The organism is Mycobacterium paraintracellulare (assembly GCF_000276825.1).
Taxonomy (GTDB): Bacteria; Actinomycetota; Actinomycetes; order Mycobacteriales; family Mycobacteriaceae; genus Mycobacterium; species Mycobacterium intracellulare.
The window spans coordinates 4,268,035-4,292,413 of record NC_016948.1; the positions used below are offsets into that span (position 1 = coordinate 4,268,035).

The window sequence follows — 24,379 nt, forward strand, 5'->3', positions numbered from 1 at the left end:
GCTCAGCCCCGCAGCTCGGTCAGGTCCGCCGCGTCGACGCTGCGGTAGTGCTGGGCCACCCGGACCACCACCGTCAAGAACACCGCGGTGATGGCCACCCCGATGACCACCGCGGTGATGCAGAAGTTCTGCAGCACCGGATCTGCCACATTCCCGGCAACCAGGTCTTTTTGAGTGCGCCCGCCCGGCAGCCCGGCGAGCACCGGCGCGGTCGAGTCGTTGCGATAGGCCATCGACACCAGCAGCAGATAGGTCGAGGACTCCATCAGTGACAGGCCGAGGACGATTTTGATCAGGTTGCGGCGCGACGTCACCGCGAACAAACCGAGGCAGAACAACACCCCGGCGGCGACGTAGTTGGCGACGATCATGATTCGTGCTCGTCGGGTGTCCAGTCATGTCCCATGCCCAGCAACGCGAACACCGCGATCGTGATGCCGGTGGCCACCTCCACCAACTCGGCGGTCGAGATCACCTGCAGCGTGCCACCGGCGCGGATCGTCTGTTGGGGCGCCAGCGGAAGCCAATTGTCCAGGAATGAACCGGTCAGCCACATGCCCACCAGGCCAACCCCGACAATGGCTGCGGCGCCGGCCATTTCGGCGACCTCCAGCGTCGCCGGGCGCACCGCGGCGCGCACCGCGCGGTGCCCGAGCGCCGTATAGAGCAGGACGACGCAGCCCGCCAGCACCACCCCGGCGGGAAAACCGCCGCCGGGCGTGTAGCCCCACGCGGCCAGGTAGACCCCGGCGACCGCCAGGATGACCGCGGCGACGCGCGCGCCCACTCGCACCACCACCGTCATCGCGACCGCCCGCTCCGGGGCGGGCGCGCCCAGCGCGTCGTCGTCGGCGTGCTCGGGGGCGGGCTCCGGCTCGTCCCGGCGCTCTTGGTCTTCCGCCGCACGCGCCTGTGACTCCCGCCGGTCGGGGCCTTCGTCGGGGTCGGCCTTCTCCTGCTCGGCGCGCCCGGCGCTGGCTTCGCCGACGAACTCCGATCGCGGTTCGCGGCCCCGCGAGAGCAGCAGCACCGCGACGACGGCGGCCAGCAACAAGAACGTCTCGCCGAACGTGTCGAAGGCCCGGCTGCCGTAGACCACTTCGCTGACCGCCTCGGTGGTCCCCCACCGCGGCAGCGCGATCGCCATCGCGTGTCTTGCGATGTCCGGCAACGCGTTTGAACCGTCGGGCAAGGCCGTGAAGCCGACGGCCACCACGGCGGCGAAACCGCCGACCAGCAGCCCGCCCAGCCACGCGCGATGCCACCCGGCCTCGCGCGGGGGTCGTCGATCAGTCATCGCGGGCACCACCATCGTCGAGGGCCTCGCCCAGCTCACCCCGGTCGAAAACGTCGGTGCGAATCTTCCCGATGGCGATCAGGTACAGGACCGGCTGGGCGATCGCGCCGACCGCGACCGTGGCGAGCGCGACGTCCGGCGCGGCCATGACCACGAACAGCGCGCCCAGCACGGTGCCCATCGCCGACAGGGCCATCACCGAACCGGTGATGCTGCGCAGGAACACCACCAGCACCGCGCAGCCGACGACCAGCGCCAGGCACAGGTAGTCGACCGCCCACAGCGATGTCACCGGCCCGCTCCGGGCCCCTCGGGCTGGTCGATGACCGCGCCGTGCCACATCGGCACCCCGGTCTTGTACGCCGCCCGCGCCAGCGCGTGCGCGGCGATCGGATTGACCAGCAGGAGCAACACGGCGACCAGCAGCGCCCTCGAGCCGTACTCGGTGAAAGGCCCTTTGGCCACCGCCAGACCGGCCAACAGCGGTAACGCGCCGGCGGTGATTGTCTTGGAGGAACACTGGATTCGCGTGTAGACGTCGGGCATGCGCAGGATGCCGATCGCCCCGCTCAGCGAAAAGAACACTCCCACAACGCATAAGACGATCACTAGTGCGTCGGTGACGACGGAGCTCACAGCAGACCCCGCTCCAGGTACCGCGCCCACACCAGCGCGCCGAGGTAACTGAACGAGGCCAGCCACAGCGCCACGTCCAGATAAATCGCGCGGTCGGCCACGGCGGCGTAGAACAACACCACCAGCGCGCACTGCGTGGAGATGGTGTTCAGCGCGACCACGCGATCCGACACCGACGGCCCCCGCGCCAGCCGAATCAGCAGGACGCACGCCACCAGCAGCTGCGCGATGCAGACCCCCGAAAGCACGCCGCTCATCCGCTTGTCCCGCCCCGAGACCGGCTCACCGCGATCACTCGGCTCTCCAGCGGCCCGTTCACCGATTCCCGCGCCGGGCCGCGCGGCACGGCCATCGCGTGATACTGCAACAGGTGCCGGCCGCGATCGAGGTCGACGAACTGGTTGTCCACGACCAGGGACGTCAGCAGGCCCGTCGCGGCGAGTTCCCCGTCGGAGCGCGCCTGGGTCGGCGCGATGATCATGCCCGAGCACAGCGGCCGCGACGGCGACAAGATGCGGCGCGACAGCGACAGGTTGGCGGCCACGATGCGCGCCGCACAGGCGGCCGCGAGCGCCACCAATGCGGCAAGGCGGCGCGGCGCCAACGCCGACCACGGCCCGGCGACCGGGCCCAGCGGAGCGAAAGCGAACCCGCACCCCACCGCGACCACCAGGCCGACCAGCAGGTTTTCCACTGTCGGGGTCCAGGTCAGCAGGATCCACACCGCAAAAGCCCACGCCGTCAGCGCCACCACCCGCTGCGCACGCGCCGCAATGCCCACCCCGATGCCTACCTTTCGCCCTCGTATCGCGGGGACGGTCCGGGATACCCGTCGCACGGCATGATCAACCGTCCACGGTGGGCCGCACCCCGAATAACGATTGCGTCACGATCGACATCACGATTGGTTAAGAACGGGTGCGTTCTCTTAGAAATTTGCGGACCGCTTCACGGTTCGCTTAGCAAAGACGGCCGCGAGCGCCCTCAACGGCCCAAGCGCGCCCGATCGTTCGTCGTCAGCGAACATCGCCACTGTTTGCCTCCGCTACTTTGGATTTCGAGGATCGGGAGCCTCAGTCGAAAGAAATCCATTTCGTTTCGAAGGACAACAAACATCATGAAAATCAGCAGTATTGTCGCGCGCCGCCGAGTGGCCGGAGTCAGCGCCGGCTGCCTGCTCGGGGGGATGGCCATGGGCATCGTCGGCGCGCCGTCGGCTGCCGCGGCACCCGACTGCAGCCCCGCCGGTGTGAACTCCACCGTCTCCTCGGTGCAAGGATCCGCCGAGCAGTATCTGGCTGCGCACCCGGGGGCCAACCAGGTGGTGACGGCCGCCTATGGCCAGCCGCGCCCCGAGGCCGCATCGAGCCTGCGCAGCTACTTCACCGGGCACCCGCAGGAGTACTACGACCTGCGCGGCATCCTGGCGCCGATCGGCGAGACCGAACGGCAGTGCAATGTCACCGCCCTGCCGCCCTACCTGGAGTCGGCCTACCACGAGTTCATGGCCGGCTGATCCAGCCCACGAGACGACCCGCCACGACGATGTGGCGGGTCGTTTCCGCGTTGAGCCCGAGGACCCGTGTGAACGGCTTTGCGGGCGGGTACTTCTGGCGAATATCGGTGCGGGCGGCGAACGGGAGTGGAGGGCCGATGATGCGACTGCGTCGCAGCGTGCTGAGCAAGCCGGGAATCGCGCGCAAGCGTCGCGGAAAGAGCTTCTCCTACTACGAGCCGGGCGGCAAGCCGGTTTCCGATCCGGAAACCCTGCAGCGCATCAAGGATCTGGTCATCCCGCCGGCGTGGAAGAAGGTGTGGATCTCGCCGCATCCGAACGGCCACATCCAGGCCGTCGGCGTCGACGCCGCCGGGCGCCGGCAGTACCTCTACCACTCCGCGTGGCAGGCCGAACGCGCCGAGGAGAAGTTCGACCGGGTGCTGGAACTTTCGACGCGGCTTCCCGCGTGCCGCGCCGAGATCGCCAAAGACCTTGCGCGCCACGGCTTGACCCGCAAGCGCGTGCTGGCGCTCGCGCTGCGGCTGCTCGACCGCGGTTACTTCCGCGCCGGCGGCGAGCAATACGCCGAGGAGCACGAGTCCTACGGGTTGTCCACCCTGCTATGTGAGCATGTGGTTGTCCGGCGTGACGCCGTCGAATTCGACTTTCCGGCCAAGAGCGGGGTTCGGCGCACCGTGGAAATCGAGGACCCCGACGTGGTCCGCGCGGTGCGTGCGCTGATGCGCAGGCCCGACCGCACCGAGCGATTGCTGGTGTGCCGCAACTCTTCCGGGTGGATCGATGTGCGCGCCGATGACCTCAACGCCCGATTCAAGGAGCTGGCCGGCGACGACTACACCGTCAAGGACCTGCGAACGTGGCACGGGACGGTGCTGGCGGCCGCGGCCTTCGCCGACGCCGACCCGGCGGTATCGGGCCGGGTGGCCAAGCGCGTCGAGGCCGCCGTGATGAAAGAGGTCGCCGAGGAGCTGGGCAACACGCCCGCGGTGGCGCGCGGTTCCTACGTGGATCCCCGCGTCGTCACCGGCTATGAGCAGGGTCTGACCATCGCCGCGGCGGCGCGCCGCGCCGAGCGCGCCAAATCGCCCGACCTGGCGCAGGAGATTCTGGACAAGGCCACCCGAATGCTGATCCGGCGCGTGGCCAAGGCCGACAGCGCCAACGGATCGTCCGGCCTGCGCAAGACGGCATGAACGATTCCCCACCGTCAGCTGTTAACTCGCTGTGAGTCCGCCGGCCGGACCGTGAAGGGGAATAACAACCCTCTTTGCGGGTAACCCGGCACCTGTGGGAAGTGCCAAAGCCGCCCATGCGCGGCCGCCTGCCGTAGTCACGCCTGCCTGCAGGTGGTTCAACCAACAGCCACACACGCCCACCCGCCAGCACTGAAGAACCGTCTGCCCAGGAGGGAACAACATGTCCAAACAAGAGGTCTCCGACTACCTGCTGGAACGGTTGCGGGCGTGGGGCGTCGAGCACGTGTTCGGCTACCCGGGCGACGGCATCAACGGCCTGCTCGCCGCGTGGGGCCGGGCGGACAACAAGCCCCAGTTCATTCAGTCGCGCCACGAGGAGATGAGCGCCTTCGAGGCGGTCGGCTACGCGAAGTTCACCGGCCGAGTGGGCGTCTGCGCGGCGACATCGGGCCCCGGCGCGGTCCACCTGCTCAACGGCCTCTACGACGCCAAACTCGACCATGTCCCGGTGGTGGCGATCGTCGGTCAAACCAACCGCAGCGCCATGGGCGGCAACTACCAGCAGGAGGTCGACCTGCTGAACCTGTTCAAGGACGTCGCCAGCGACTACGTCCAAATGGTCACCGTCCCCGAGCAATTGCCCAACGTGCTGGACCGCGCGATCCGCATCGCGATGACCCAGCGGGCGCCGACGGCGTTGATCATCCCCAGCGACGTCCAGGAGCTGCCGTACTCGCCGCCCGAGCACGCGTTCAAGATGGTGCCCTCCAGCCTGGGCATCGAGTACCCGGACATCGCCCCCGACGACGCCGCCATCGCGCGCGCCGCCGACGTCCTCAACGCCGGCAAGAAGGTCGCCATGCTGGTGGGCACCGGGGCGCGCGGGGCCCACGAAGAGCTGGCCGAGGTCGCCGACCTGCTCGGCGCCGGCGCGGCCAAGGCGCTGTTGGGCAAGGACGTCCTTTCGGACGAATTGCCTTGGGTCACAGGATCGATCGGGCTGCTGGGAACGCGGCCGAGCTACGAGCTGATGATGGGCTGCGACACGCTGCTCACCGTCGGATCCAGTTTCCCCTACACGCAGTTCTTGCCGCAGTTCGACCAGTGCCGGGCGGTGCAGATCGACATCGACGGGCGAATGATCGGGATGCGCTACCCGTACGAGGTCAACCTGGTCGCCGACGCGAAATCTGCACTGCGCGCCCTGATTCCGCACCTGCGCCGCAAGGAGGACCGGTCGTGGCGCGAAGGCGTCGAGAAGAACGTGGCGCGCTGGTGGGAGACGATGGACAAGGAAGCCATGGTCAGCGCCGACCCGATCAACCCCATGCGGCTGTTCTCCGAGCTGTCCCCGCAGCTGCCCGAGAACGCCATCGTCACAGCCGATTCCGGCTCGTCGGCCAACTGGTACGCGCGCAACCTGCGCTTCCGCGGCAACATGCGCGGCTCGCTGTCGGGGACGCTGGCGACGATGGGCCCCGGGGTTCCCTACGGCATCGGCGCGAAATTCGGCCACCCGGACCGGCCGGTCATCGTGTTCGCGGGCGACGGCGCCATGCAGATGAACGGCATGGCCGAGCTGATCACGATCAAGCGCTACTGGAGCGAGTGGAAAGACCCCCGCCTGATCATCGCGATCCTGCACAACAACGACCTAAACCAGGTGACCTGGGAGATGCGTGCGATGGCCGGCGCCCCGAAATTCGCGGAGTCCCAAAACCTTCCCGACGTCGACTTCGCCGCGTTCGCGGCCAGCCTGGGCCTGAACGCCATGGCGATCAAGGATCCGGACGAATTGTCCGACGCGTGGCGCAATGCCTTGTCGGCCGACCGCCCCACCGTGCTGGACGTCTTCACCGATCCCGACATGCCGCCCATCCCGCCGCACGCCACCTGGGAGCAGTTCAAGTCGGCCACCACCGCGGTGTTGTCCGGTGACGAGGACCGCGTGGGCTTCGTCAAGGTTGGCCTGAAAACCAAGATGCAGGAGTTCATGCCGCACAAGAAAAGCTGACCCGACCGGGTCAGCCGAGCGGCTACGCCAGCCCGGAGCGGGCGATGCGCAGGTCGTCGACGAACGACTGGTAGACCTCGTCGCGGCGCTCGCTGCGGTCGCGCAACACCGACGACGGGTGCACGGTCGCCACCACGATGGGCTCGGGCGTCCTTGCGATGTCGACGGACGCCGGGAGCTTCAGCTCCCGGCCCCGCTGCTCGGAAACCCGAAAGGTGGTGCCCAGCAACGATTGTGCGGCCGTTGCCCCCAGGCACACGATGACCTCGGGCTGCACGGCCTCGATCTCGGCGATCAGCCAGGGCCGGCAGGCGACGACCTCGGTGCGGCCGGGCTTTTGGTGGATGCGCCGTTTGCCGCCCTTGCGGGTGAACTTGAAATGCTTGACGGCGTTGGTCTGATAGGTCAGCACCGGGTCGATGCCGGCGTCTTCGAGCGCCCGGGCGAGCAGTCGGCCCGCCGGCCCGACGAACGGCTCACCGGCGCGGTCCTCCTGGTCACCGGGCTGCTCGCCCACCAACATGATCGGCGCCCCGGGATGCCCGTTGCCGAACACGGTTTGGGTGGCATCTTCGAAAAGCGCACAGCCGTGGCATGTTTCGGCCGCGCTGCGCAGCGCGTCGATGTCCCGCTCCTCGGGGAGATAGCGGTCGGCGCCGGGGGCCTTCGCGGTGGCTGTCATGAGAATGTGGCGGCGTGGGTACCCCCGCTCCCCCACCGAGCGGGGGTACCCAGCCTCGGGTGGCTCGTCAGCCCTTGCCCACGATGGCGTCGCGGGCACGGTCGAGCATCGCGGCGAACGGGCCCGCGGCCAGGTTGGCCACCTGTGATTCCACACCGGCGTGGGGCCGGGTGGGCGCGATGGCTTCGGCGAGCTGCGCGGCGCGGCCCATCCGTTCCAGCTCGTCGGCGCTCAATTCCTCACCCAGCTTGGCGAATTCGTCGTGCTCCTCGTGCTCGGCGTGGTCGATCACCGCGTCGCGCAGCTTGGTCAACTCGCGGGTGAATTCCTCGCTGTCGACGTCGAGCTTTTCCAGCCGCTGCAGCACGGTCTTGGCCTCGTGCTCTTCGTGCAGCCGCTTGTCGACCACGGTGGTGCCATTGGCGATCTTGCGCTTGGCCCGCGGGTGAACGATTTCCTCCTCCGCGGTCTCGTGCACGGCGAGCAGCCGCCGAAGCTCGACGAAGGCCTTCTCCCGTGCTTCTCCGGACGCCGCCAGGGTGTCGGCGAACATCGCCTTGATCTGCTCGTGCTGACTGACGAGATAGTCGACCACGTCGGTGGGCGACGTGATGGCGCGTGCCATGGTGTCCCTCCCATCTCCCTTGGTTCGACGCGCAGGGCTGTTGCGCGCTCACCGAAGCGGCTACCCGGCGAAATCGGCCATCAAACGGGTGTGGCCGCGCCCGGGTGGGGTATGTGTCCCTGGTCGTGGGCTACATTTCGGCAGGTTCGGCCGCGAAGGAGGCACGGCGTGACCAACCCCCAGGACCCGTATTGGCAGAACCCGCTGAGTTACGACCCGCTCGGCCGGGTCCCCCCGATCGAGCCGATGGAGCCGATCGAGCCGCCGGCGGAACCGCCCGGGATCCCGCCGCCGCCCGCACCCCCGCCGTACCGCCCGGCCGTCAACACCCTCGCGACGCTGTCACTGGTGTTCGCGTTCGTCTTCGCGCCCGCCGGAGCGGTTCTGGGGCACCTCGGGTTGGCGCGGATCCGGCGCACCGGCGAACTCGGCCGCGACCGCGCCCTGGTCGGGGTGACGCTGTCGTACGTGTTCATTCTGTTGGCGGTCGTCGCGCTGGCCGGATGGGCGACGCTGGGCGGGTCCACGTCGTCGCACCGGACGGCCCACGACTCGACCACGTCGGCCGGACCGCCGCCCCCGACCGTCCCACCGGACACGATCACCACGCTGCTGCCCGGATTGGACGCGCTGCGGAACATCACCTCCGACGCGAACCTCGAGGTCGGTCCGACGTGGAACAGCCCCGGCCGCTCGGCGCAGGACGGCAGCATCGACCGCCCGGAATGCTGGGGAAGCATCGCCGCGGGCAGCCCGGACGCCTACACCCCGGGCTCCTTCACCGGGTATCACGCCGGCGAATTCACCGACACGCGCAGCATGTTCAAGTCGATCCAAGTCATCCAGGGCGTGGCGGCGTTCCGCGATCCGGCCGGGGCGCAGTCCCAACTGGACACGCTGCTGTCCGGATGGCGCCAGTGCGGCGGCTCGACCGTCACCGTGACGGCTTCGGGTGGGCAGCCGATCAAGATGGCGGTGAGCGCTCCCGCCGACGCCGGCAACGGCATCACCACATTGGACTTGACGCCCAAGGGAATACAGGTGCGCTCGGCGCGAGCGGTCGCGGCCAAGGCCAACGTCGTCCTCGACCTGAACGTGTCGGCCAGCGGCACCACGGACAGCGAGCGCCCGCGGCTGGCCGCGGTCACCATCGCCAACTACATCCTCGGCAAGATCCCGGGCTGAGCGGCAGGCAAGGTCAGTGGCTCACGCGTGGCGACCCGCCGCGCCCGGCTCCGCCGCGCTTGCGATCGCCACCGGCTCACGCGTGGCGACCCGCCGCGCCCCGCTCCGCTGCGCTTGCGATCACCACTAGGCTGACCGGATGAAATACGTCGACGTCGACGGGGTCGGACGGGTCAGCCGGATTGGCTTGGGCACCTGGCAGTTCGGCTCGCGCGAATGGGGTTACGGCGACAGCTACGCCGCCGGCGCCGCGGGCGACATCGTGCGGCGCGCCCGAGCCCTGGGGGTGACGCTGTTCGACACCGCCGAGGTCTACGGGTTGGGCAAGAGCGAGCGGATTCTGGGCGAGGCGCTCGGCGACGAACGCGCCGAGGTGGCGGTGGCCAGCAAGATCATGCCGGTCGCTCCCTTCCCCGCCGTCGTCAGGCAACGCGCGCGAGCCAGCGCCCGGCGGCTGGGACTGGACCGCATCCCGCTGTACCAGATCCACCAGCCCAACCCGGTGGTGCCGGACTCGGTGATCATGCCGGGGATGCGGGACCTGCTGGACCGCGGGACGATCGGCGCGGCGGGCGTCTCGAACTATTCGCTGCAGCGATGGCAGAAGGCCGATACCGCGCTGGGCCGGCCGGTGATCAGCAACCAGGTGCATTTCTCGCTCGCCTATCCGAAGGCACTCAAGAACCTGGTGCCGTTCGCCGAACGGGAGAACCGCATCGTGATCGCCTACAGCCCGCTGGAGCAGGGGCTGCTGGGCGGCAAGTACGGCGTCGCCAACCGCCCCGGCGGCGTTCGCGCGATGAACTCGTTGTTCGGCACCGAGAACCTGCGCCGCGTCGAGCCGCTGCTGCAGTTGTTGCGCGACGTCGCAACGCAACTCGGCGCCAAGCCGGCACAGGTGGCGCTGGCCTGGCTGATCAGCCACCCGGGCGTGGTGGCCATCCCCGGCGCGTCCAGCGTCGAGCAGCTCGAGTTCAACGTCGCAGCCGCCGACATCGAGCTGCCGACCGAATCCCGTGACGCGCTCACCGAGGCGGCGCTGGCGTTCCGGCCGACGTCGGCGGCGCGCTTCCTCACCGACCTCGCGCGCGAGAAACTCAGCCGGCGCTAGGACTGGTTGGCCTCGGCGAACGCGGCCGGGCTGGCCGGCGCGCCGCGCGCGACCACGAGCGGCATCGACGTCGAGGCGTTGGTCCGCAGGATGGTGTGCACGACGTCGATCAGGTCGTCGACCGGCATCAATTTGCCGGGCATGCAGCCGCGCGACGACCACAGCGGAACCGCCTTCATGGCGAGATCCATATCCCAGTCGGCGTTCATTCCGGTTGCCGCGTCGCCCTCGCCGCCCGCGCACTCCCCGACGATCAGGTTGGTGAAGCCGACGTCGGAGTGTTCGGCCCGCCACGCCTCCACGAGCCGTTCCAGGGCGGCCTTGCTGACGCCGTACGCGCCCAGGCCCGGCCACGGCGGTCCGAAGGTACCCGCATCGGAGGACAGGTACACCGCCTTGCCGGCCGACGCCGTCAAGTGCGGCATCGCCGCGGCCGTCACCAACGATGCGCCGATCACATTGGTGTCGAAGATGCGCCGCCACGTGTCGGCGTCGGTGTCCACCATGCGCACGAGCGGCCCGACGGCGGGTGTGTAGACGAGGTTGTCGATCCCGCCGAGGGCGTCGACGGCCCGACCGATCGCCGCCCGGCAGGACGCCTCGTCGGTGACGTCGCATTCGATGGCGGTCGCGTTCGGGCCGGCCTCCTTGGCCGCGGCCTCGATGCGCTGCAGACGCCGGGCAAGCAACGCGACCTGATCGCCGCGCTGCGCGAGACCGACCCCGATGCAACGCCCCAGCCCACTCGAGGCGCCGACCACCACTGTCCTTGACATATTCGCCCTCTCTTGTAACGCAAGACGCTGTCGCCAGAAACCTACCGGATGCGACTCGTCCGTTGGCGATCACTCGCTACTTAAGTCGCCACGACGGCGTTCCGGTCGCCCGACTTGGCCCGGTACATGGCCTCATCCGCGCGCGCGGTGACCGCGTCGACGGACTCGGCGGGAAGGGCGAGCGTGGCACCGATGCTCAAGGTCGCGCCTATCGTGTTGCCGGAAACGTGGATGGGTTCGGCGACGCGCCGGCGAATCTTCTCGGCGATCTGAGCGAGCTCGTCGGCGCTGCGGACGCCGGGCAACAGGATCAGCATTTCGTCCCCGCCCGTGCGCCCCACGGTGTCCTCGCGGCGGACGCTCGCCCGGATCCGCGCCGCGACGGTCGCCAGCACGACGTCGCCCGTCCCGTGTCCCCACCGGTCGTTGATCGCCTTGAAGTGGTCGACGTCGCAGAACAGCACGCCCACATGCGTTTCGGGGGGGCGCGGTTGCCGCAGCGCGGCGTCCAGGCGGGCCATGGCCTCGGCCCGGTTCACCAGGCCGGTGAGGGTGTCGAACCGTGCCAACCGTTCCAACTGTTGTTCCGCCTCGACCTGATCGTCGACCACCCGCAACGCCGCGATCAGCCCATCGGTGTTGCCCTGGGCATCGGTGTAGGGCTTCCCGTGACCGTCGACCCAGTGGTATTCGCCGTCGAGGGAACACACCCGGAAACGTTGGAGCACCTGTTCGCCCCCCGCGATGCGGCGCAGGGCGGTTTGGAGTTTGTCGCGGTCCTCGGGGTGGATGCGGCGGGCGAAATCCGGGCCCGTCCACCTCGACAGCGGGCCGCCCAGCGCGGGTTCCACCGACGGGGAGATCCACGCGACCCCGCCGCCGCGAAAGTGCACGATGATGTCGACGGCGTTGTCCGCGAGGATGCGATATCGCGTCTCGGCCTCGGCGCGTTGCTTGCTGGCCAGCTCCTTGGCGATCAGCAGGTGCTGCTCGCGCTGGCTGAAGTAGAAGGTCACCGCGCCGACGACCGCGGTTCCCAACAGGATCGAGAAGGTCCACTGCGCGTTGGCGTCCGGGCCGAGCTCCAAAAAGATCGGCCTCACCACGGCCACGACGAGCGGAAAGCCGGCCAGGATCGCGAGCAACCGGACCAGCGAGGACCGGTCGGGCCGCGCGAGCAGCCACGCGAGCGGAAACCGGTCAACGCGCGCCAGCGACGTGGCCGCGACGAGCAGCAACAGGACCGCCGCCGTCAGGAACGCCTGGCCCTTTGACGGCGAGACCCCCACCAGCGCCAGCGCGTCGAACAGGTAGGCCCCGGCCGTGACGAACGGGATGGCAGCGCTCGCCGCCAGGCACAGCGGCCAGACCGCGCGGGTGCACCGATCCACCCGGATCAGCGCGACGGCGGTCGCCAACGGCAGGGCCGACAACGCGGTCTGAACGCTCGGGCGCCCCGGCCACGACCACTCGCGCATGCCGACGGCCTCACCGAACCAGATCCTGTCCACCGTGAACGAGCCGAGGCTCGCGTACTCCGCGAGCACGAGGACGGCGAAGGCGGCCGCGGCCGCGGCCAAACACCGTCCGGCCCATCGGCGCTCGCGCGAGGGACTCCCCCATTGCAGCAGGATCGCCGCGCCCAGCGCGGCCAGCCACAGCGCGGTCCACGGCATCATCTGCGGCCAGGTCGGATAGATCCGCGTCAAGCGCTCGATGCCGGCCGTCCAGCCCACCCACGTCAGCGCTGCGACCACGAGCACCAACAGCGCGGCGGCCCGCCCAGAGGTGTTCATCGCCGATTCCAGTCGCGCGTCAGGACCGGGCCTGTCCATCGGCTGTCCCTCTCGTTCCCGGCGCTCGGCGCGCAGCATCAATGCCGCCGCCGAAAAAATTAGCCGATGTGGCTTGTCGGCGAGAGCGATTCACCCGATCCGGGGAACGGGGCGGTCGTCGGGGACTAGCTCGACGGGAGTCCCTGCAGCACCACGGCGGTGTGGGCCTCCACGTTGAGGGTGCCTCCGCCGGGCACCTCGTCGGCGGGGGTGGTCTCGTCGGGCCCGGTGTACACCACGACCTGCCAGGCGGCACCGAATTCCTTTGGCGGAAGGGTGAATTCGATCGGTTCGTGGTGGGCGTTGAAGCACAGCAGGAACGAATCGTCCAGCACCCGTTGGCCCCGCTCGTCGCGGCCGGGGATGCCGTGGCCGTTGAGGAACACCGCGACGGACTTGGCGAAGCCCGCGCCCCAGTCCTCGTCGCTCATCTCCGTGCCGTCGGGAGTGAACCAGGCGATGTCGGGCAGCCCGCCCTGGCCGCGGCGGCCCACCGGCTTTCCGGAAAAGAACCGGCGCCGCCGGAACACCGGATGCTCGGCACGCAGCGCCGACACCGTGCGGGTGAACTCCAGCAGGCCCGCGTCGGCGTTGGCCCAGTCGATCCAGGTGAGCTCGTTGTCCTGGCAGTAGCCGTTGTTGTTGCCGTTCTGGGTGCGGCCGAGTTCGTCGCCGTGGCAGATCATCGGAACGCCCTGCGACAACAGCAGGGTGGTCAGGAAGTTGCGCTGCTGCCGGGCGCGTAGCGCCTTGACGGCCTCGTCGTCGGTGGGGCCTTCGGCGCCGCAGTTCCAGGACCGGTTGTGGCTTTCGCCGTCGTTGTTGTCCTCGCCGTTGGCCTCGTTGTGCTTCTCGTTGTAGGACACCAGGTCCCGCAGCGTGAACCCGTCGTGGGCGATGACGAAGTTGATCGACGCCACCGGTCGCCGCGCGGTGTGCTCGTAGAGGTCTGCGGAACCGGACAGCCGGTAGGCGAATTCGTCGAGGGTGGCGGGCTCGCCGCGCCAGAAGTCGCGGACGGTGTCGCGGTACTTGCCGTTCCATTCCGTCCACTGCGGCGGGAAGTTGCCCACCTGATAGCCGCCCGGCCCGACGTCCCACGGTTCGGCGATCAGCTTGACCTGGCTGACGGTCGGATCCTGTTGCACGAGTTCGAAAAACGTCGACAGCCGGTCGACGTCGTAGAACTCGCGGGCCAACGTCGAGGCCAGGTCGAAGCGGAAGCCGTCGACGTGCATCTCGGTCACCCAGTAGCGCAGGGAATCCATGATGAGCTGCAGCGCGTGCGGATGCCCGACGTTGAGGCTGTTACCCGTGCCGGTGTAGTCCATGTAGTACTGCTTGTCGTCGTCGACCAGCCGGTAGTAGGCGGCGTTGTCGATGCCGCGCATCGACAACGTCGGCCCCAGGTGGTTTCCCTCGGCCGTGTGGTTGTAGACCACGTCGAGGATGACCTCGATGCCGGCTTCATGCAGCGAGCGCACCATGGCCTTGAACTCCTGCACCTGGCCGCCCGGTGTGGTCGCGCTGGAGTACTTGAAGTCGGGCGCGAAGAAACCGATCGTGTTGTAGCCCCAGTAGTTGGACAGGCCCTTGTCGACCAGCGTGGAGTCGTTGGCGAAGTGGTGCACCGGCATCAATTCGATGGCCGTGATGCCGAGATCCTTGAGGTGGTCGATGATCACCGGGTGGGCCACCGCGGCGTAGGTGCCGCGCAGCTGTTCGGGGATGTCCGGGTGGGTCTGGGTCAGGCCCTTGACGTGTGCCTCGTAGATGACGGTGTCGGCGTAGTGGCGGTCCGGTGGGCGGTCGTTTCCCCAATCGAAGTAGGGGCTGATCACGACCGACTTGGGCATGCTGGCCGCCGAGTCGTCGTCGTTGCGGCTGTCGGGGTCGCCGAAGTTATAGCTGAAGAGCGATTGATTCCACTCGAACGAGCCGTCGATGGCCTTGGAGTACGGATCCACCAGCAGCTTGTTCGGGTTGCAGCGGTGCCCCGCCTGCGGGTCGTACGGACCGTGCACGCGGTAGCCGTAGCGCTGGCCGGGTTCGATGTTGGGGATGTAGGCGTGCCAGATGAAGCCGTCGACCTCGGGCAGGGTGATGCGGCTCTCGGTGCCCTCGGCGTCGAACAGGCACAGCTCCACCCGCTCGGCCACCTCGCTGAACAGCGCGAAATTGGTGCCCGCGCCGTCGTAGGTCGCGCCCAGGGGGTAGGCCCTGCCGGGCCACACCTCGCCGGTGGGTGTGGGGGCGCCGGCGTCTGCGGCCTCTGCTGGAGTCATGGCGCATTCAATACCCGGCGAAAGCGCCGGTCAAACTCCCGGGCCGCTCGACGGGGCGGCGTCACTACACGGAAAGCCTTGTGGCATAGCCGATCACGGATTGAGGATGACCTTCACCGCTCCGTCCTGCTTCTTCTGGAAGATCTCGTACGCGTGCGGCGCCTCATCGAGCGGAAGCACGTGGGTGGCGAAGGTGTCGACGCCGAGCGGGTCGTCGTCGGTCAGCAGCGGCATGATGTCGTCGACCCAGCGCTTGACGTTGGCCTGCCCCATCCGCAGGGTGACCTGCTTGTCGAACAGGGTGAGCATCGGCAGCGGGTCCGCCATGCCGCCGTACACGCCGATCAGCGAGATCGTTCCGCCGCGCCGCACGATGTCGATGGCCGAGTACAGGGCGGACAGCCGGTCCACGCCGGCGGTTTGCATGAGCCGCTTGGCCAGCGCGTCCGGCAACAGCCCGGTGGCCTGCTGCGCCAATTTGGCCGTCGGCGAGCCGTGCGCCTCCATGCCCACCGCTTCGATCACGGAGTCGGATCCACGCCCGTCGGTCAGGTCACGGATCGCGTCACCGAGCGAGGAGTCGAGCCGGCCCACATCGATGGTGTGAATGCCGCGTTGCGCCGCGCGGCCCAGCCGCTCCGGGACCAGGTCGACGGCGATGACGCGGTAACCCAGGTGATCGGCGATGCGGGCCGCCATGTCCCCGATGGGGCCCAATCCGAGCACGGTGACCGTGCCGCCCTCCGGGATGTCGGCGTAAGCCACCGCCTGCCACGCGGTGGGAAGCACGTCGGACAGGTAGACGAACCGCGAATCGGGCGGTCCCACAGGGACTTTGATGTGGGTGAACTGGGCCTGGGGGACGCGCAGCAGCTCCGCTTGCCCGCCGGGGACCTCGCCGTAGAGCTCCGAATAGCCGAACAGCGCTGCCCCCATGCCCTGGTCGCGCACCTGGGTGGTCTCGCACTGGGTGTAGAGCTGCTGGCCGCACATGTAGCAACTGCCGCAAGAGATTTGGAAGGGGATGACGACCCGGTCCCCCACCCGAAGGTCGCCCGTCTGAGTGCCGACCTCCCGCACGATGCCCATCGGTTCGTGGCCGAGGATGTCCCCCGGCTTCATGAAGGCCCCGAGGATCTCGTAGAGGTGCAGGTCCGACCCGCAGATGTTGGTCGATGTCACCTCGACGATGGCATCGGTGGGCTGCTCGATCTTCGGGTCGGGCACCGACTCCACCCTGACATCGCGCTTGCCGTGCCACGTGACAGCCTTCATGGAAAGGGCGCATACCCGTCTGCCACCCGACGAAACGACGGCGCCGGCGCCCGTCGTGGTCAGTGCGCGCGGTGCTTGAGCGGATGCTCGCTCTCGATCAGCGCCCGCGCGATCTCGATCAGCTTGATGTTGGATTGTTGCGAGACCCGGGTGAGCAACTGGAACGCCTCAACGGCGTCGATACCGAAGCGCTCCATGATGACCCCCTTCGCCTGCCCGATGATGTCGCGCGAGGCCAGGGCGCTGCGGAATTGATCGTTGCGGCGCATCATCGACCACCCGAGGGCAATGTGTGTGGCGAACACCGTGCCGATCTCCACCGACTCCTCGCTGAACGCGTGCGGTGGTCGGCATAGAAATTCAGCGCCGCCATGCTGCCGCCGTCGATGAACAACTCGAACGACAGGATGGAGCGGATCGGGGTCTGCTCGAGCGCCATGCGGCGGTAGCGCAGCCAGCGCCGTTCGGAGCTCAGGTCCGCGATGTGCATGATGTGGTGCTCCCAGGCCGCGGCCAGGCAAGGCCCCTCGCCGGAGGTGTCCTGGATGGCGTCCAGCACCGTCGGGTAGCGATGCGTGGCGGCCACACTGCTGACCGAAGCGCCCTTCTCGGCCAGGGTGATCCCCGCGTACTGGGCGCCGGTGACGTGCTGAACCCCGTCGTCGAGCAGTTCGTGCAGGCCGGCCGCGGTGCCGCTATGTTCACGCTCCAGATTGGCCACCAGCTCCACCAAATGATTGGCAATCGTGGCGCTGCCGTCTCGCATCACATCACCCCCGGAACCGTTCGTGGCCCGCAGAGCCCTTCCTGATAGGCGTCGCGATGGCATCGCAAAGTCGCGCATACCAACGCTCACCAGAAGTCTATGAGCCATACAACGAAGCGCAAGGCACGATAACGAAACGCCAGGACAACAGCGTAGGCGGCGGCATCCGAGCGGGAGGACGCCCTGGGCCGTTTTGCCCGGCCTGTCCCCTTGGATTCCCTTGTCGAACAGTCGTTTTCAAGCCGTCGTCGGTCCCGGGGCGGCGCGGGACACTCCTCACCACCGAAGTCCGCCTACACTCGGGTCGGTGACCTCCATTGTGATCGTGGGAAGCGGCTTCACCGGATTCACCTGCGCCCGCCGTCTGGCCCGGATTCTGCGCCGGCGGCACGCGCCCGTGGACATCACGATTATTTCTCCGGTCGACTACATGCTGTACACACCGTTGCTGCCCGACGTGGCGGGCGGGGTGGTCGACGCCCGGTTTGTCGCTGTCCCACTGGCTAATTCGTTGCGGGGCGTGCACGCGGTGCGCGGCCGCGTCGACGGGGTGGACTTCGCGCAACAGACGCTGACGTATTGCGATCCCGAGGAACGCAGCCATTCCATGTCCTGGGACCGGCTGGTGCTCACGCCGGGGTCGGTGACGCGGTTGTTCGACGTCCCGGGCCTCGCGAGGCATGCGCGCGGGTTGAAGACCACCGCCGAGGCGCTCTACCTGCGCGACCACTTCGTCGAGCAGCTGGAGCTGGCCAACATCGAGGACGATCCGCAGGTGGCCGCCGCCCGGCGCACCGTGGTAGTGGTCGGCGCGTCCTACTCGGGCACCGAGTTGGTGGCGCAGCTGCGGGCGCTGGCCGACGCGGCGGCCAAACAGATGGGCTTCAACCCCGCCGAAGTGCGATTCCTGCTCCTGGACCTGGCGGAGCAGGTGATGCCAGAGGTGGGCAAGAAGCTCGGCGAGGCCGCGATGAAGGTGTTGCGCAAGCGCGGTATCGACGTCCGGCTCGGCGTCACGCTCAAGCAAGCGCACGCCGATCACGTTGTGCTGAGCGACGATTCGCGCATCGACACGCACACGATCGCCTGGGTGACGGGGGTGACCGGCGCCCCGCTGATCCAAGACCTGGGGCTGCCGACCGAGAAAGGCCGGATCACGGTGCGGCCCGATCTGCAGGTGCCCGGTCACCCGGAGGTGTTCGCCGCCGGCGATGCGGCCGCGGTTCCCGACCTCACCCAGCCCGGCCAGATCACGCCGCCGACCGCCCAGCACGCCACCCGGCAGGGCAAGGTGCTGGCCCGCAACGTCGCCGCCAGCCTCGGTTACGGCAGCCCCAAGCAATACAAGCACCGCAACCTGGGTCTGGTGGTCGATCTGGGGCCCCGCTACGCGGTGGCCAACCCGCTGAACATCCACTTGTCCGGGCTGCCGGCCAAACTCGTGACGAGGTCCTACCACCTGTACGCGATTCCGCGCGGCGTCAACCGATGGGCGGTCTCGCTGGCCTACCTGACCGACGTGCTGTTCAACCGCTCCGTCGTCTCCATCGGGTTGTCCTCCGAGGACGACGCGCAATTCACCGCCAGCGAGGGCATCCCGATGCCCAAGACCAGCTGATCGTCAGCCTTCGGCGGACTGCTGGGCCATCGCGTAGGCGAGCTGAAGGAAATCCGCCCCGGCCAACGCGCTGAAGACGCCCGCGATCAGCCGGGTGAACCGGGGTACGAACACCAGACCGATGGCGAATCCGGTGGCGACCCACATGTCCAGGCAGAACGGGCAGGTCAGCAACTCGCCCAGGCTGTGCCGAAGCTCGCTGTGCTCGCGGACCTCTTCCTGGACCTCGGCCGGGCCGCCGGTGCCCGCGTAATGCGTGAACGGGGCGCGCAGCGGGCTGGTCACCGCGTCTTTGGTCAACGTTCGCGAGAGCTTGTGGGTGCCCAGCGTGAGGATGATCAGGTCCTGAATCCGCCAGCGCGACGGCAACGTGCGCCCGCTGACCACCGCGGCGATTACCGCCGCCGTCACGACGAGGCCGTAGACCACCAACACCGCCAGGTAGCCCCCCAGCGGGCGGGGATTGTCGCCGCGGTAGGCGTCCGCCTCCTTGCGTGCACCGTCCACCACCTGGGCGCCGGTTTCCGTCAACTCACCCATCGCTTCTCCTTGAAGGCATAGGGGGTCGAGTACCCGGCGCCGCCCGGCGCAATCGGCGATCAGCTCACCGCCGCGTGCCCTCCCGGTCCCGGGACTCGGCGGGCTTGGCCGCCTTCGCCGCTTCTCGCAACGTGCGGTTGGTGGACCGCAGGTCGGTGTTGGCGGCCGCCAACGTCTCGTTGTCGTCTTCGAGTTCGAGGATGCGAGCGATGCCGGCCAGGTTGACGCCGGCCTCGACCAGACCGCTGATGCGGCGGAGCCGCGCGAGGTCGTCGGCGCTGTAACGGCGCGTTCCCCCTTGACTTCTCGCGGGCGTGAGCAGCCCGTAGCGTTCGTAGAGCCGCAACGATTGCACCGGAATCCCGGACAGTTCGGCGGCCACCGAGATTCCGTACACGCCGTGGCCGGACGCCGGAGCCCCGGCCTCGCCGCGATGTTCGACCATCGCACATCCCCTCAGCTGATTCATTCAAAAAATCTGTTTAGCACACTTGCATGAATATGTCGACAATGCTATACCGAATCTATGTCGTCAGACACAGGAAATTTGTCGGACCACCGCGTAGATCGGAGTGAGAGGTGACAACCATGCTGATGCGTTCAGATCCCTTCCGTGAGCTCGACCGCTTTGCCCACCAGGTCCTCGGCACGGCCGCCCGGCCTGCAGTGATGCCGATGGACGCCTGGCGCCAGGGCGAGGAGTTCGTCGTTGAGTTCGACCTGCCCGGCATCGATGCCGACTCGCTGGACATCGACATCGAGCGCAATGTCGTGACCGTGCGCGCCGAACGCCCGGCCCTCGACCCCAACCGCGAGATGCTGGCCACCGAGCGCCCGCGCGGCGTGTTCAGCCGCCAGCTGGTGCTCGGCGAAAACCTCGACACCGACAAGATCCAGGCCTCCTATTCCGAAGGTGTCCTGAGTCTGCACATCCCCGTGGCCGAGAAGGCCAAGCCCCGCAAGATCGCCGTCGGCCGCGGCGACGGGCACCGCGCCGTCGCAGAGGGCGCCACCCAGCGCGAGGTCATCAACGCCTGACCGGGCGACGGACCGGGCGGCGGCCGCAGGCGCACGCGCTCGCGTGCCGGCCTCGCGGCCGCCGCCCGCCACGGCAGTGAGCGAGGAGCCACGGTGGAATCGACATGGGAACTCAACGGCGAAACGGCCAGCGTCGAGCAGGCGTTGTCCGGCGGCAACGCGCAACCCGCGGGCTGGTTTCGGTTCCACTTCACCGATCAGCGGTGGGAATGGTCGGAACAGGTGCAGCGGATGCACGGCTACGAGCCGGGCACCGTCGTGCCCACCACCGATTTGGTGCTCTCGCACAAACACCCCGATGACCGCGGGCAGGTCGCGGCCACCATCGATCAGATCGTGAACACCCGCCAGGCGTTCAGCACCCGGCACCGGATCATCGACACCGGCGGAAACGTACGCCACGTCGTCGTGGTCGGCGATCGGCTCTACAACGACGACGGCGACGTGATCGGGACGCACGGGTTCTACATCGACGTCTCCGCATCGAACGGGCAGGTGCACGAGGACGCGGTCAGCGCAAAACTCGCTCAGATCAGCGAGAATCGGGCGGGCATCGAACGCGCCAAGGGCATGCTGATGCTGATCTACGGCCTCAGCGACAGCGCGGCCTTCGAGTTGCTCCGATGGCTCTCGCAGGAGGCGAATGTCAAGCTGCGCACGCTCGCCGAGCAGATCGCCGAGGACTTCCGCGGCGCGGGCTTGCCGCTCAATACCCAGTCGGAATTCGACCATTTGCTCCTGACGGCGCACCAGCGCGTCCGTCCCGCCGACGACCGCGGGTAAGGCACTGCAGCCCACGTCTTTTCGGCGTGGGCGACCCGCTGGGGACCGTCCGCATTTATGCTGACCACGATGGCGAATCACGGCCCCGATCCCACGACGCCGCTGTGGCGCGCGGCGCAGGTTTTTCGGTTGCTGAGTTGCGTGTATGCCGCCGGGTTTCAAATCGCGATCAATCCCGATCTGCGCCGGCCCGCGCTCGGTTGGGTCCTGTTCACTGTGCTGATCGGCTGGAGCGCGGCGTGCGCCGTCGCCTACCTGCGGGGGTTCGGGCGACGACCGTCCTGGGTGCTGGCCGAGATCGCGATCGCGGTGTTGCTCATGTGGTCGAACACCGTCGTCGCGACGCCGCACTGGGCGGCCGAGAACCAGACCTGGCCGACGACGTTGTGGGCGAGCAATCCCACGATTTCCGCCGCGATCCAGTTCGGCCCCGGTGGCGGGATGCTGACGGGCCTGGCGGTGATGGCCACCAATTTCGCCGTCAAGGACTACCTCGCCCTCAACCTGGGGCACAACGCCACCGTCATCATCGAGCTGGCCATCGGCATGGCGATCGGCATGGCCGCGCAGACCGCGCGCCGCGCGCACGCCGAACTGCAACGGGCCGCCCAGTTGAGCGCCGCGGTGCAGGAACGCGAGCGGCTGTCCCGCGAGGTGCACGACGGCGCCATCCAGGTGCTGGCGCTGGTCGCCAAGAAGGGCCATGAAATCGGCGGCGCCACAGCGGAACTCGCCGACCTGGCGAGCGAGCAAGAACGAGCGCTGCGTCGATGGGCGGCATGCGCCGATATCGATCCCGATGCCGACGGCGCCACGATGGATCTGCGCACGCTGCTGCGATGCCGGGCGTCCGACCGGGTGTCGATCAGCCTGCCGGCGACTCCGGTGTTGTTGGGACGCGGGATAGGGACGGAGCTCGACGCCGCGGTGGGCAATGCCCTGGACAACGTCGGTGCCCATGCGGGACCGGAGGCACGCGCGTACGTACTCGTGGAGGACCTCGGCGATTCCGTCGTGGTCAGTGTCCGCGACGACGGCGTGGGCATTGCGGCCGGTCGACTCGAGGAGGCGGCGCGTCAGGGACGCCTGGGCGTCTCCCAATCGATCGTCGGGCGGCTGGCGTCGCTCGGCGGCACCGCGCAACTGCGCAGCGGCCCCGGCGAGGGCACCGAGTGGGAGTTGTGCGTGCCCCGCGGGGAGGGACGTCGTGGCTGAGGATGCGGCGCCGGCGACGGTGATGGTGGTCGACGACCATCCGATCTGGCGTGATGCGGTCGCGCGCGACCTGGCCGAGGGCGGATTCACCGTGGTGGCCACGGCCGACGGGGTGGCCGCCGCGGGGCGGCGGGCGGCCGTGGTCAAACCCGACGTGGTGGTGATGGATATGCAGCTGCCCGACGGGAACGGCGCACAGGCCACCGCGGCGGTGCTCGCGGCGTCGCCGTCGACGCGGGTGCTGGTGCTGTCGGCCTCCGACGAACGTGAGGACGTCTTGGAAGCCGTCAAAGCCGGTGCGACGGGATACCTGGTCAAGAGCGCCTCGAAATCCGAACTGGCACAGGCTGTGACGGCGACGGCCGCGGGCCGGGCCGTGTTCACCCCGGGGCTGGCCGGACTGGTGCTGGGTGAATACCGGCGCATCGCGCAGAGCAAGGACGACGGCCCCGCCCGTCCCAGCCTGACCGAACGCGAGACAGAGGTGTTGCGGTACGTCGCAAAAGGGCTGTCCGCCAAGCAGATCGCCGTGAAGCTGTCGTTGAGCCACCGCACGGTCGAAAACCATGTGCAGGCGACATTCCGTAAGCTTCAGGTCGCGAACCGGGTGGAATTGGCGCGCTACGTGATCGAGCATGGCCTGGACTCCGAACCGTGACCCGCTGTTAGCGGGGTGCCCCCGCCGGTCTCGTGGGCCACCGCCCGCGCGGCGACGAGTGCGGCCACGACCACGGCCATGCACACCAGCCCGTCGTCCTTGAGGCCCCACCTGATCGCGGCCAGGATCGCGACACCGGCCACGCACAGCAGCGCGCCGACGACCGCGCCCCGCCCGCGCGAGGTGACGGTCCCGGCGCCGTCCCAGCCGGCCAGCGGGTTGTTTTCGAGCGGCCGCAACGCGACGAACAGCACGGCCACGGCGAGGACCACGATGAGCACCTGCGCGACGCTGACGGCGAGGAAATCCGGCTGGCCCGGAAACCGCGGGGAGCCAAGGTAATCGAAGAGCAGGTGCACGCCCAGCAGCACCGGCATGTGCCACAGGTAGAGGGTCATCGCTCCGGAGTTGCCGATCGCGGTCCACCACCACACCCGCGGTCGCTGCGCCCAGCGCGCGATCGCCGGTGCGCCCGCGATGGCCAAGGCGCTCAAGATGATTGCGTGCCCGGCCAAGAGCAACGACGGCGGGCTGGTGTTGGAAAGATGGTGATCCCCGGTGCCGACCATGCTGATCTGGTACGGCCCCCAGCGCACCAGTGCGATGTCCACGGCGAAGAAGACGCCGGCCACGGTTAGCGCGGCGCGGCCGTCGAGCAGCCGGCGGCGGTAGGCGACGCCGAACATGGCCGGAATGAGCCAGACGCACAAGTTGAGGTAGCCCAGCGGCATCATCCCCGGCGAATGCAGCCTTATGACGTCGATCAGCGCGATCGCCCCGTAGACCGCTGCCACCCCCGCGGCGAGGCGCCGCGCCGTGGTGATGCGATACAGCATCGGCATGGCGGCCAGCACCAGGACGTAGGCGCCCAGGAACCACAGCAGCTGCGTGCTGACGCCGGCAATCGGCTCGTAAATGTGTTGGGGCAGAGCCCGATACAGCACGGTCAGCGCGACCGCCCAGAATGCCAGGTAGTAGAACACCGGCCGGAACAGCCTGGTGCAGCGTTTCATCAGCCAGTCTCCCCAGTTGGTGCCCGGGGACCAGGAGGACAGGCAGGCCGCGGCGCCGGCGAAGAAGAACAGCGGCATGATCTGAAGCAGCCAGGTCGCCGCCTGGAACAGCATCGAGGTGGTGAGCAGGTTGTCCCAGATCAGGACATGGTTTTCGATAACGCTGATGGCCATCACGGTATGGCCGAGCACCACACCGATCAAGGAGGTGATGCGTATGACGTCCAGGACGCGATCACGGTCGGCCGGCGTGCGCGCGGCCACCTCGGCGACGTCGGGAAATCTGGCGAGAGTTGACATGGGTGTCCTTCT

General features: G+C 68.4%; 25 protein-coding genes and 1 pseudogene. 10 read left to right on the plus strand and 16 right to left on the minus strand.

Annotation, left to right across the window (positions count from 1 at the left end; translation table 11 throughout):
- Positions 1-2 precede the first annotated feature (2 nt).
- Genes OCQ_RS19705 through OCQ_RS19730 form a run of 6 tightly spaced genes read right to left on the minus strand, consistent with a single transcriptional unit; the run spans position 3 to position 2,714 of the window.
- Positions 3-371, minus strand: a complete 369-nt coding sequence (locus tag OCQ_RS19705; RefSeq protein WP_014380866.1) for a sodium:proton antiporter — start codon at positions 369-371, stop codon at positions 3-5.
- Positions 368-1,312 carry an MnhB domain-containing protein gene (locus tag OCQ_RS19710; protein ID WP_014385597.1) on the minus strand — a complete coding sequence of 315 codons (945 nt, stop codon included), beginning with the start codon at positions 1,310-1,312 and terminating at the stop codon, positions 368-370. Before OCQ_RS19710 ends, OCQ_RS19705 begins: the two co-directional genes overlap by 4 nt.
- Entirely contained in the window at positions 1,290-1,589 is a 300-nt protein-coding gene (locus tag OCQ_RS19715; protein WP_014383119.1) for a Na(+)/H(+) antiporter subunit B, read from the minus strand. The genes OCQ_RS19710 and OCQ_RS19715 overlap by 23 nt, the downstream gene beginning before the upstream one ends.
- The gene (gene mnhG / locus OCQ_RS19720) at positions 1,586-1,882 is read right to left on the minus strand and encodes a monovalent cation/H(+) antiporter subunit G (protein ID WP_009956831.1); all 297 of its coding nucleotides are present in this window, start codon (positions 1,880-1,882) and stop codon (positions 1,586-1,588) included. The genes OCQ_RS19715 and mnhG overlap by 4 nt, the downstream gene beginning before the upstream one ends.
- Before the next feature lie 47 nt (positions 1,883-1,929).
- Positions 1,930-2,190 (minus strand): monovalent cation/H+ antiporter complex subunit F, encoded by a 261-nt coding sequence (locus tag OCQ_RS19725; protein ID WP_014383120.1) that lies wholly within the window; start codon positions 2,188-2,190, stop codon positions 1,930-1,932.
- Complete coding sequence (locus tag OCQ_RS19730; protein WP_014385598.1) at positions 2,187-2,714, minus strand: Na+/H+ antiporter subunit E; 528 nt, start codon at positions 2,712-2,714, stop codon at positions 2,187-2,189. Before OCQ_RS19730 ends, OCQ_RS19725 begins: the two co-directional genes overlap by 4 nt.
- A gap of 336 nt (positions 2,715-3,050) precedes the next feature.
- Here OCQ_RS19730 and OCQ_RS19735 point away from each other — a divergent pair, with 336 nt between their 5' ends.
- From OCQ_RS19735 to OCQ_RS19745, 3 genes are all read left to right on the plus strand, one after another.
- Positions 3,051-3,449, plus strand: a complete 399-nt coding sequence (locus OCQ_RS19735; RefSeq protein WP_008259529.1) for a heme-binding protein — start codon at positions 3,051-3,053, stop codon at positions 3,447-3,449.
- 140 nt (positions 3,450-3,589) lie between these two features.
- The gene (locus tag OCQ_RS19740) at positions 3,590-4,645 is read left to right on the plus strand and encodes a DNA topoisomerase IB (RefSeq protein WP_041785763.1); all 1,056 of its coding nucleotides are present in this window, start codon (positions 3,590-3,592) and stop codon (positions 4,643-4,645) included.
- Positions 4,646-4,868: 223 nt separating this feature from the next.
- Complete coding sequence (locus OCQ_RS19745; protein WP_009956826.1) at positions 4,869-6,662, plus strand: thiamine pyrophosphate-requiring protein; 1,794 nt, start codon at positions 4,869-4,871, stop codon at positions 6,660-6,662.
- Positions 6,663-6,684: 22 nt separating this feature from the next.
- Here OCQ_RS19745 and OCQ_RS19750 read toward each other — a convergent pair whose 3' ends face one another.
- Positions 6,685-7,344, minus strand: a complete 660-nt coding sequence (locus tag OCQ_RS19750; RefSeq protein WP_014385600.1) for a UdgX family uracil-DNA binding protein — start codon at positions 7,342-7,344, stop codon at positions 6,685-6,687.
- A gap of 67 nt (positions 7,345-7,411) precedes the next feature.
- A complete protein-coding gene (locus OCQ_RS19755) occupies positions 7,412-7,969 on the minus strand; it encodes a hemerythrin domain-containing protein (RefSeq protein ID WP_014385601.1) in 558 nt (185 codons plus the stop codon).
- A 168-nt stretch (positions 7,970-8,137) separates the two neighbouring features.
- On the opposite strand from OCQ_RS19755, the gene OCQ_RS19760 reads away from it, so the two are divergent.
- Positions 8,138-9,154 (plus strand): sensor domain-containing protein, encoded by a 1,017-nt coding sequence (locus OCQ_RS19760; RefSeq protein ID WP_014385602.1) that lies wholly within the window; start codon positions 8,138-8,140, stop codon positions 9,152-9,154.
- 139 nt (positions 9,155-9,293) lie between these two features.
- Positions 9,294-10,265, plus strand: a complete 972-nt coding sequence (locus tag OCQ_RS19765) for an aldo/keto reductase (RefSeq protein ID WP_014385603.1) — start codon at positions 9,294-9,296, stop codon at positions 10,263-10,265.
- On the opposite strand, the gene OCQ_RS19770 is transcribed toward OCQ_RS19765, so the two are convergent.
- The 5 genes and pseudogenes from OCQ_RS19770 to OCQ_RS19790 form a co-directional block, all read right to left on the minus strand.
- A complete protein-coding gene (locus OCQ_RS19770; RefSeq protein ID WP_008259541.1) occupies positions 10,262-11,029 on the minus strand; it encodes an SDR family oxidoreductase in 768 nt (255 codons plus the stop codon). The two genes, OCQ_RS19765 and OCQ_RS19770, sit on opposite strands and share 4 nt — an antisense overlap.
- A 92-nt stretch (positions 11,030-11,121) precedes the next feature.
- Positions 11,122-12,915 (minus strand): sensor domain-containing diguanylate cyclase, encoded by a 1,794-nt coding sequence (locus OCQ_RS19775; protein WP_014385604.1) that lies wholly within the window; start codon positions 12,913-12,915, stop codon positions 11,122-11,124.
- 86 nt (positions 12,916-13,001) lie between these two features.
- On the minus strand, positions 13,002-15,161 hold the full coding sequence (glgX, locus tag OCQ_RS19780) for a glycogen debranching protein GlgX (RefSeq protein ID WP_009954046.1): 2,160 nt from the start codon (positions 15,159-15,161) through the stop codon (positions 13,002-13,004).
- Positions 15,162-15,254: 93 nt separating this feature from the next.
- The gene (locus OCQ_RS19785; RefSeq protein WP_009954047.1) at positions 15,255-16,436 is read right to left on the minus strand and encodes a zinc-dependent alcohol dehydrogenase; all 1,182 of its coding nucleotides are present in this window, start codon (positions 16,434-16,436) and stop codon (positions 15,255-15,257) included.
- Positions 16,437-16,495: 59 nt separating this feature from the next.
- A pseudogene (locus OCQ_RS19790) lies at positions 16,496-17,202 on the minus strand (GAF and ANTAR domain-containing protein).
- 307 nt (positions 17,203-17,509) lie between these two features.
- Here OCQ_RS19790 and OCQ_RS19795 point away from each other — a divergent pair.
- Complete coding sequence (locus tag OCQ_RS19795; RefSeq protein ID WP_041785162.1) at positions 17,510-18,820, plus strand: NAD(P)/FAD-dependent oxidoreductase; 1,311 nt, start codon at positions 17,510-17,512, stop codon at positions 18,818-18,820.
- A gap of 3 nt (positions 18,821-18,823) precedes the next feature.
- Here the strand turns inward: OCQ_RS19795 and OCQ_RS19800 are convergent, their stop codons facing one another.
- Both OCQ_RS19800 and OCQ_RS19805 read right to left on the minus strand, forming a co-directional pair.
- Positions 18,824-19,360 carry a DUF1360 domain-containing protein gene (locus OCQ_RS19800; protein ID WP_009954052.1) on the minus strand — a complete coding sequence of 179 codons (537 nt, stop codon included), beginning with the start codon at positions 19,358-19,360 and terminating at the stop codon, positions 18,824-18,826.
- Positions 19,361-19,424: 64 nt separating this feature from the next.
- Entirely contained in the window at positions 19,425-19,805 is a 381-nt protein-coding gene (locus OCQ_RS19805) for a MerR family transcriptional regulator (RefSeq protein WP_014385609.1), read from the minus strand.
- 143 nt (positions 19,806-19,948) lie between these two features.
- On the opposite strand from OCQ_RS19805, the gene OCQ_RS19810 reads away from it, so the two are divergent.
- The 4 genes from OCQ_RS19810 (at position 19,949) to OCQ_RS19825 (ending at position 23,054) form a co-directional block, all read left to right on the plus strand.
- Positions 19,949-20,398, plus strand: a complete 450-nt coding sequence (locus OCQ_RS19810; protein WP_014380875.1) for an Hsp20/alpha crystallin family protein — start codon at positions 19,949-19,951, stop codon at positions 20,396-20,398.
- A 93-nt stretch (positions 20,399-20,491) separates the two neighbouring features.
- Positions 20,492-21,181 (plus strand): PAS and ANTAR domain-containing protein, encoded by a 690-nt coding sequence (locus tag OCQ_RS19815; RefSeq protein WP_014380876.1) that lies wholly within the window; start codon positions 20,492-20,494, stop codon positions 21,179-21,181.
- A gap of 57 nt (positions 21,182-21,238) precedes the next feature.
- Positions 21,239-22,396: a MacS family sensor histidine kinase gene (gene macS / locus OCQ_RS19820; RefSeq protein WP_014385610.1), complete on the plus strand. Its 1,158-nt coding sequence runs from the start codon at positions 21,239-21,241 to the stop codon at positions 22,394-22,396.
- Positions 22,389-23,054, plus strand: coding sequence for a response regulator (locus OCQ_RS19825; protein ID WP_014385611.1), 666 nt, complete (start codon positions 22,389-22,391; stop codon positions 23,052-23,054). The genes macS and OCQ_RS19825 overlap by 8 nt, the downstream gene beginning before the upstream one ends.
- On the opposite strand, the gene OCQ_RS19830 is transcribed toward OCQ_RS19825, so the two are convergent.
- Positions 23,018-24,367 carry an acyltransferase family protein gene (locus OCQ_RS19830; RefSeq protein ID WP_014385612.1) on the minus strand — a complete coding sequence of 450 codons (1,350 nt, stop codon included), beginning with the start codon at positions 24,365-24,367 and terminating at the stop codon, positions 23,018-23,020. The genes OCQ_RS19825 and OCQ_RS19830 overlap by 37 nt on opposite strands.
- Between the last annotated feature and the right edge of the window lie 12 nt (positions 24,368-24,379).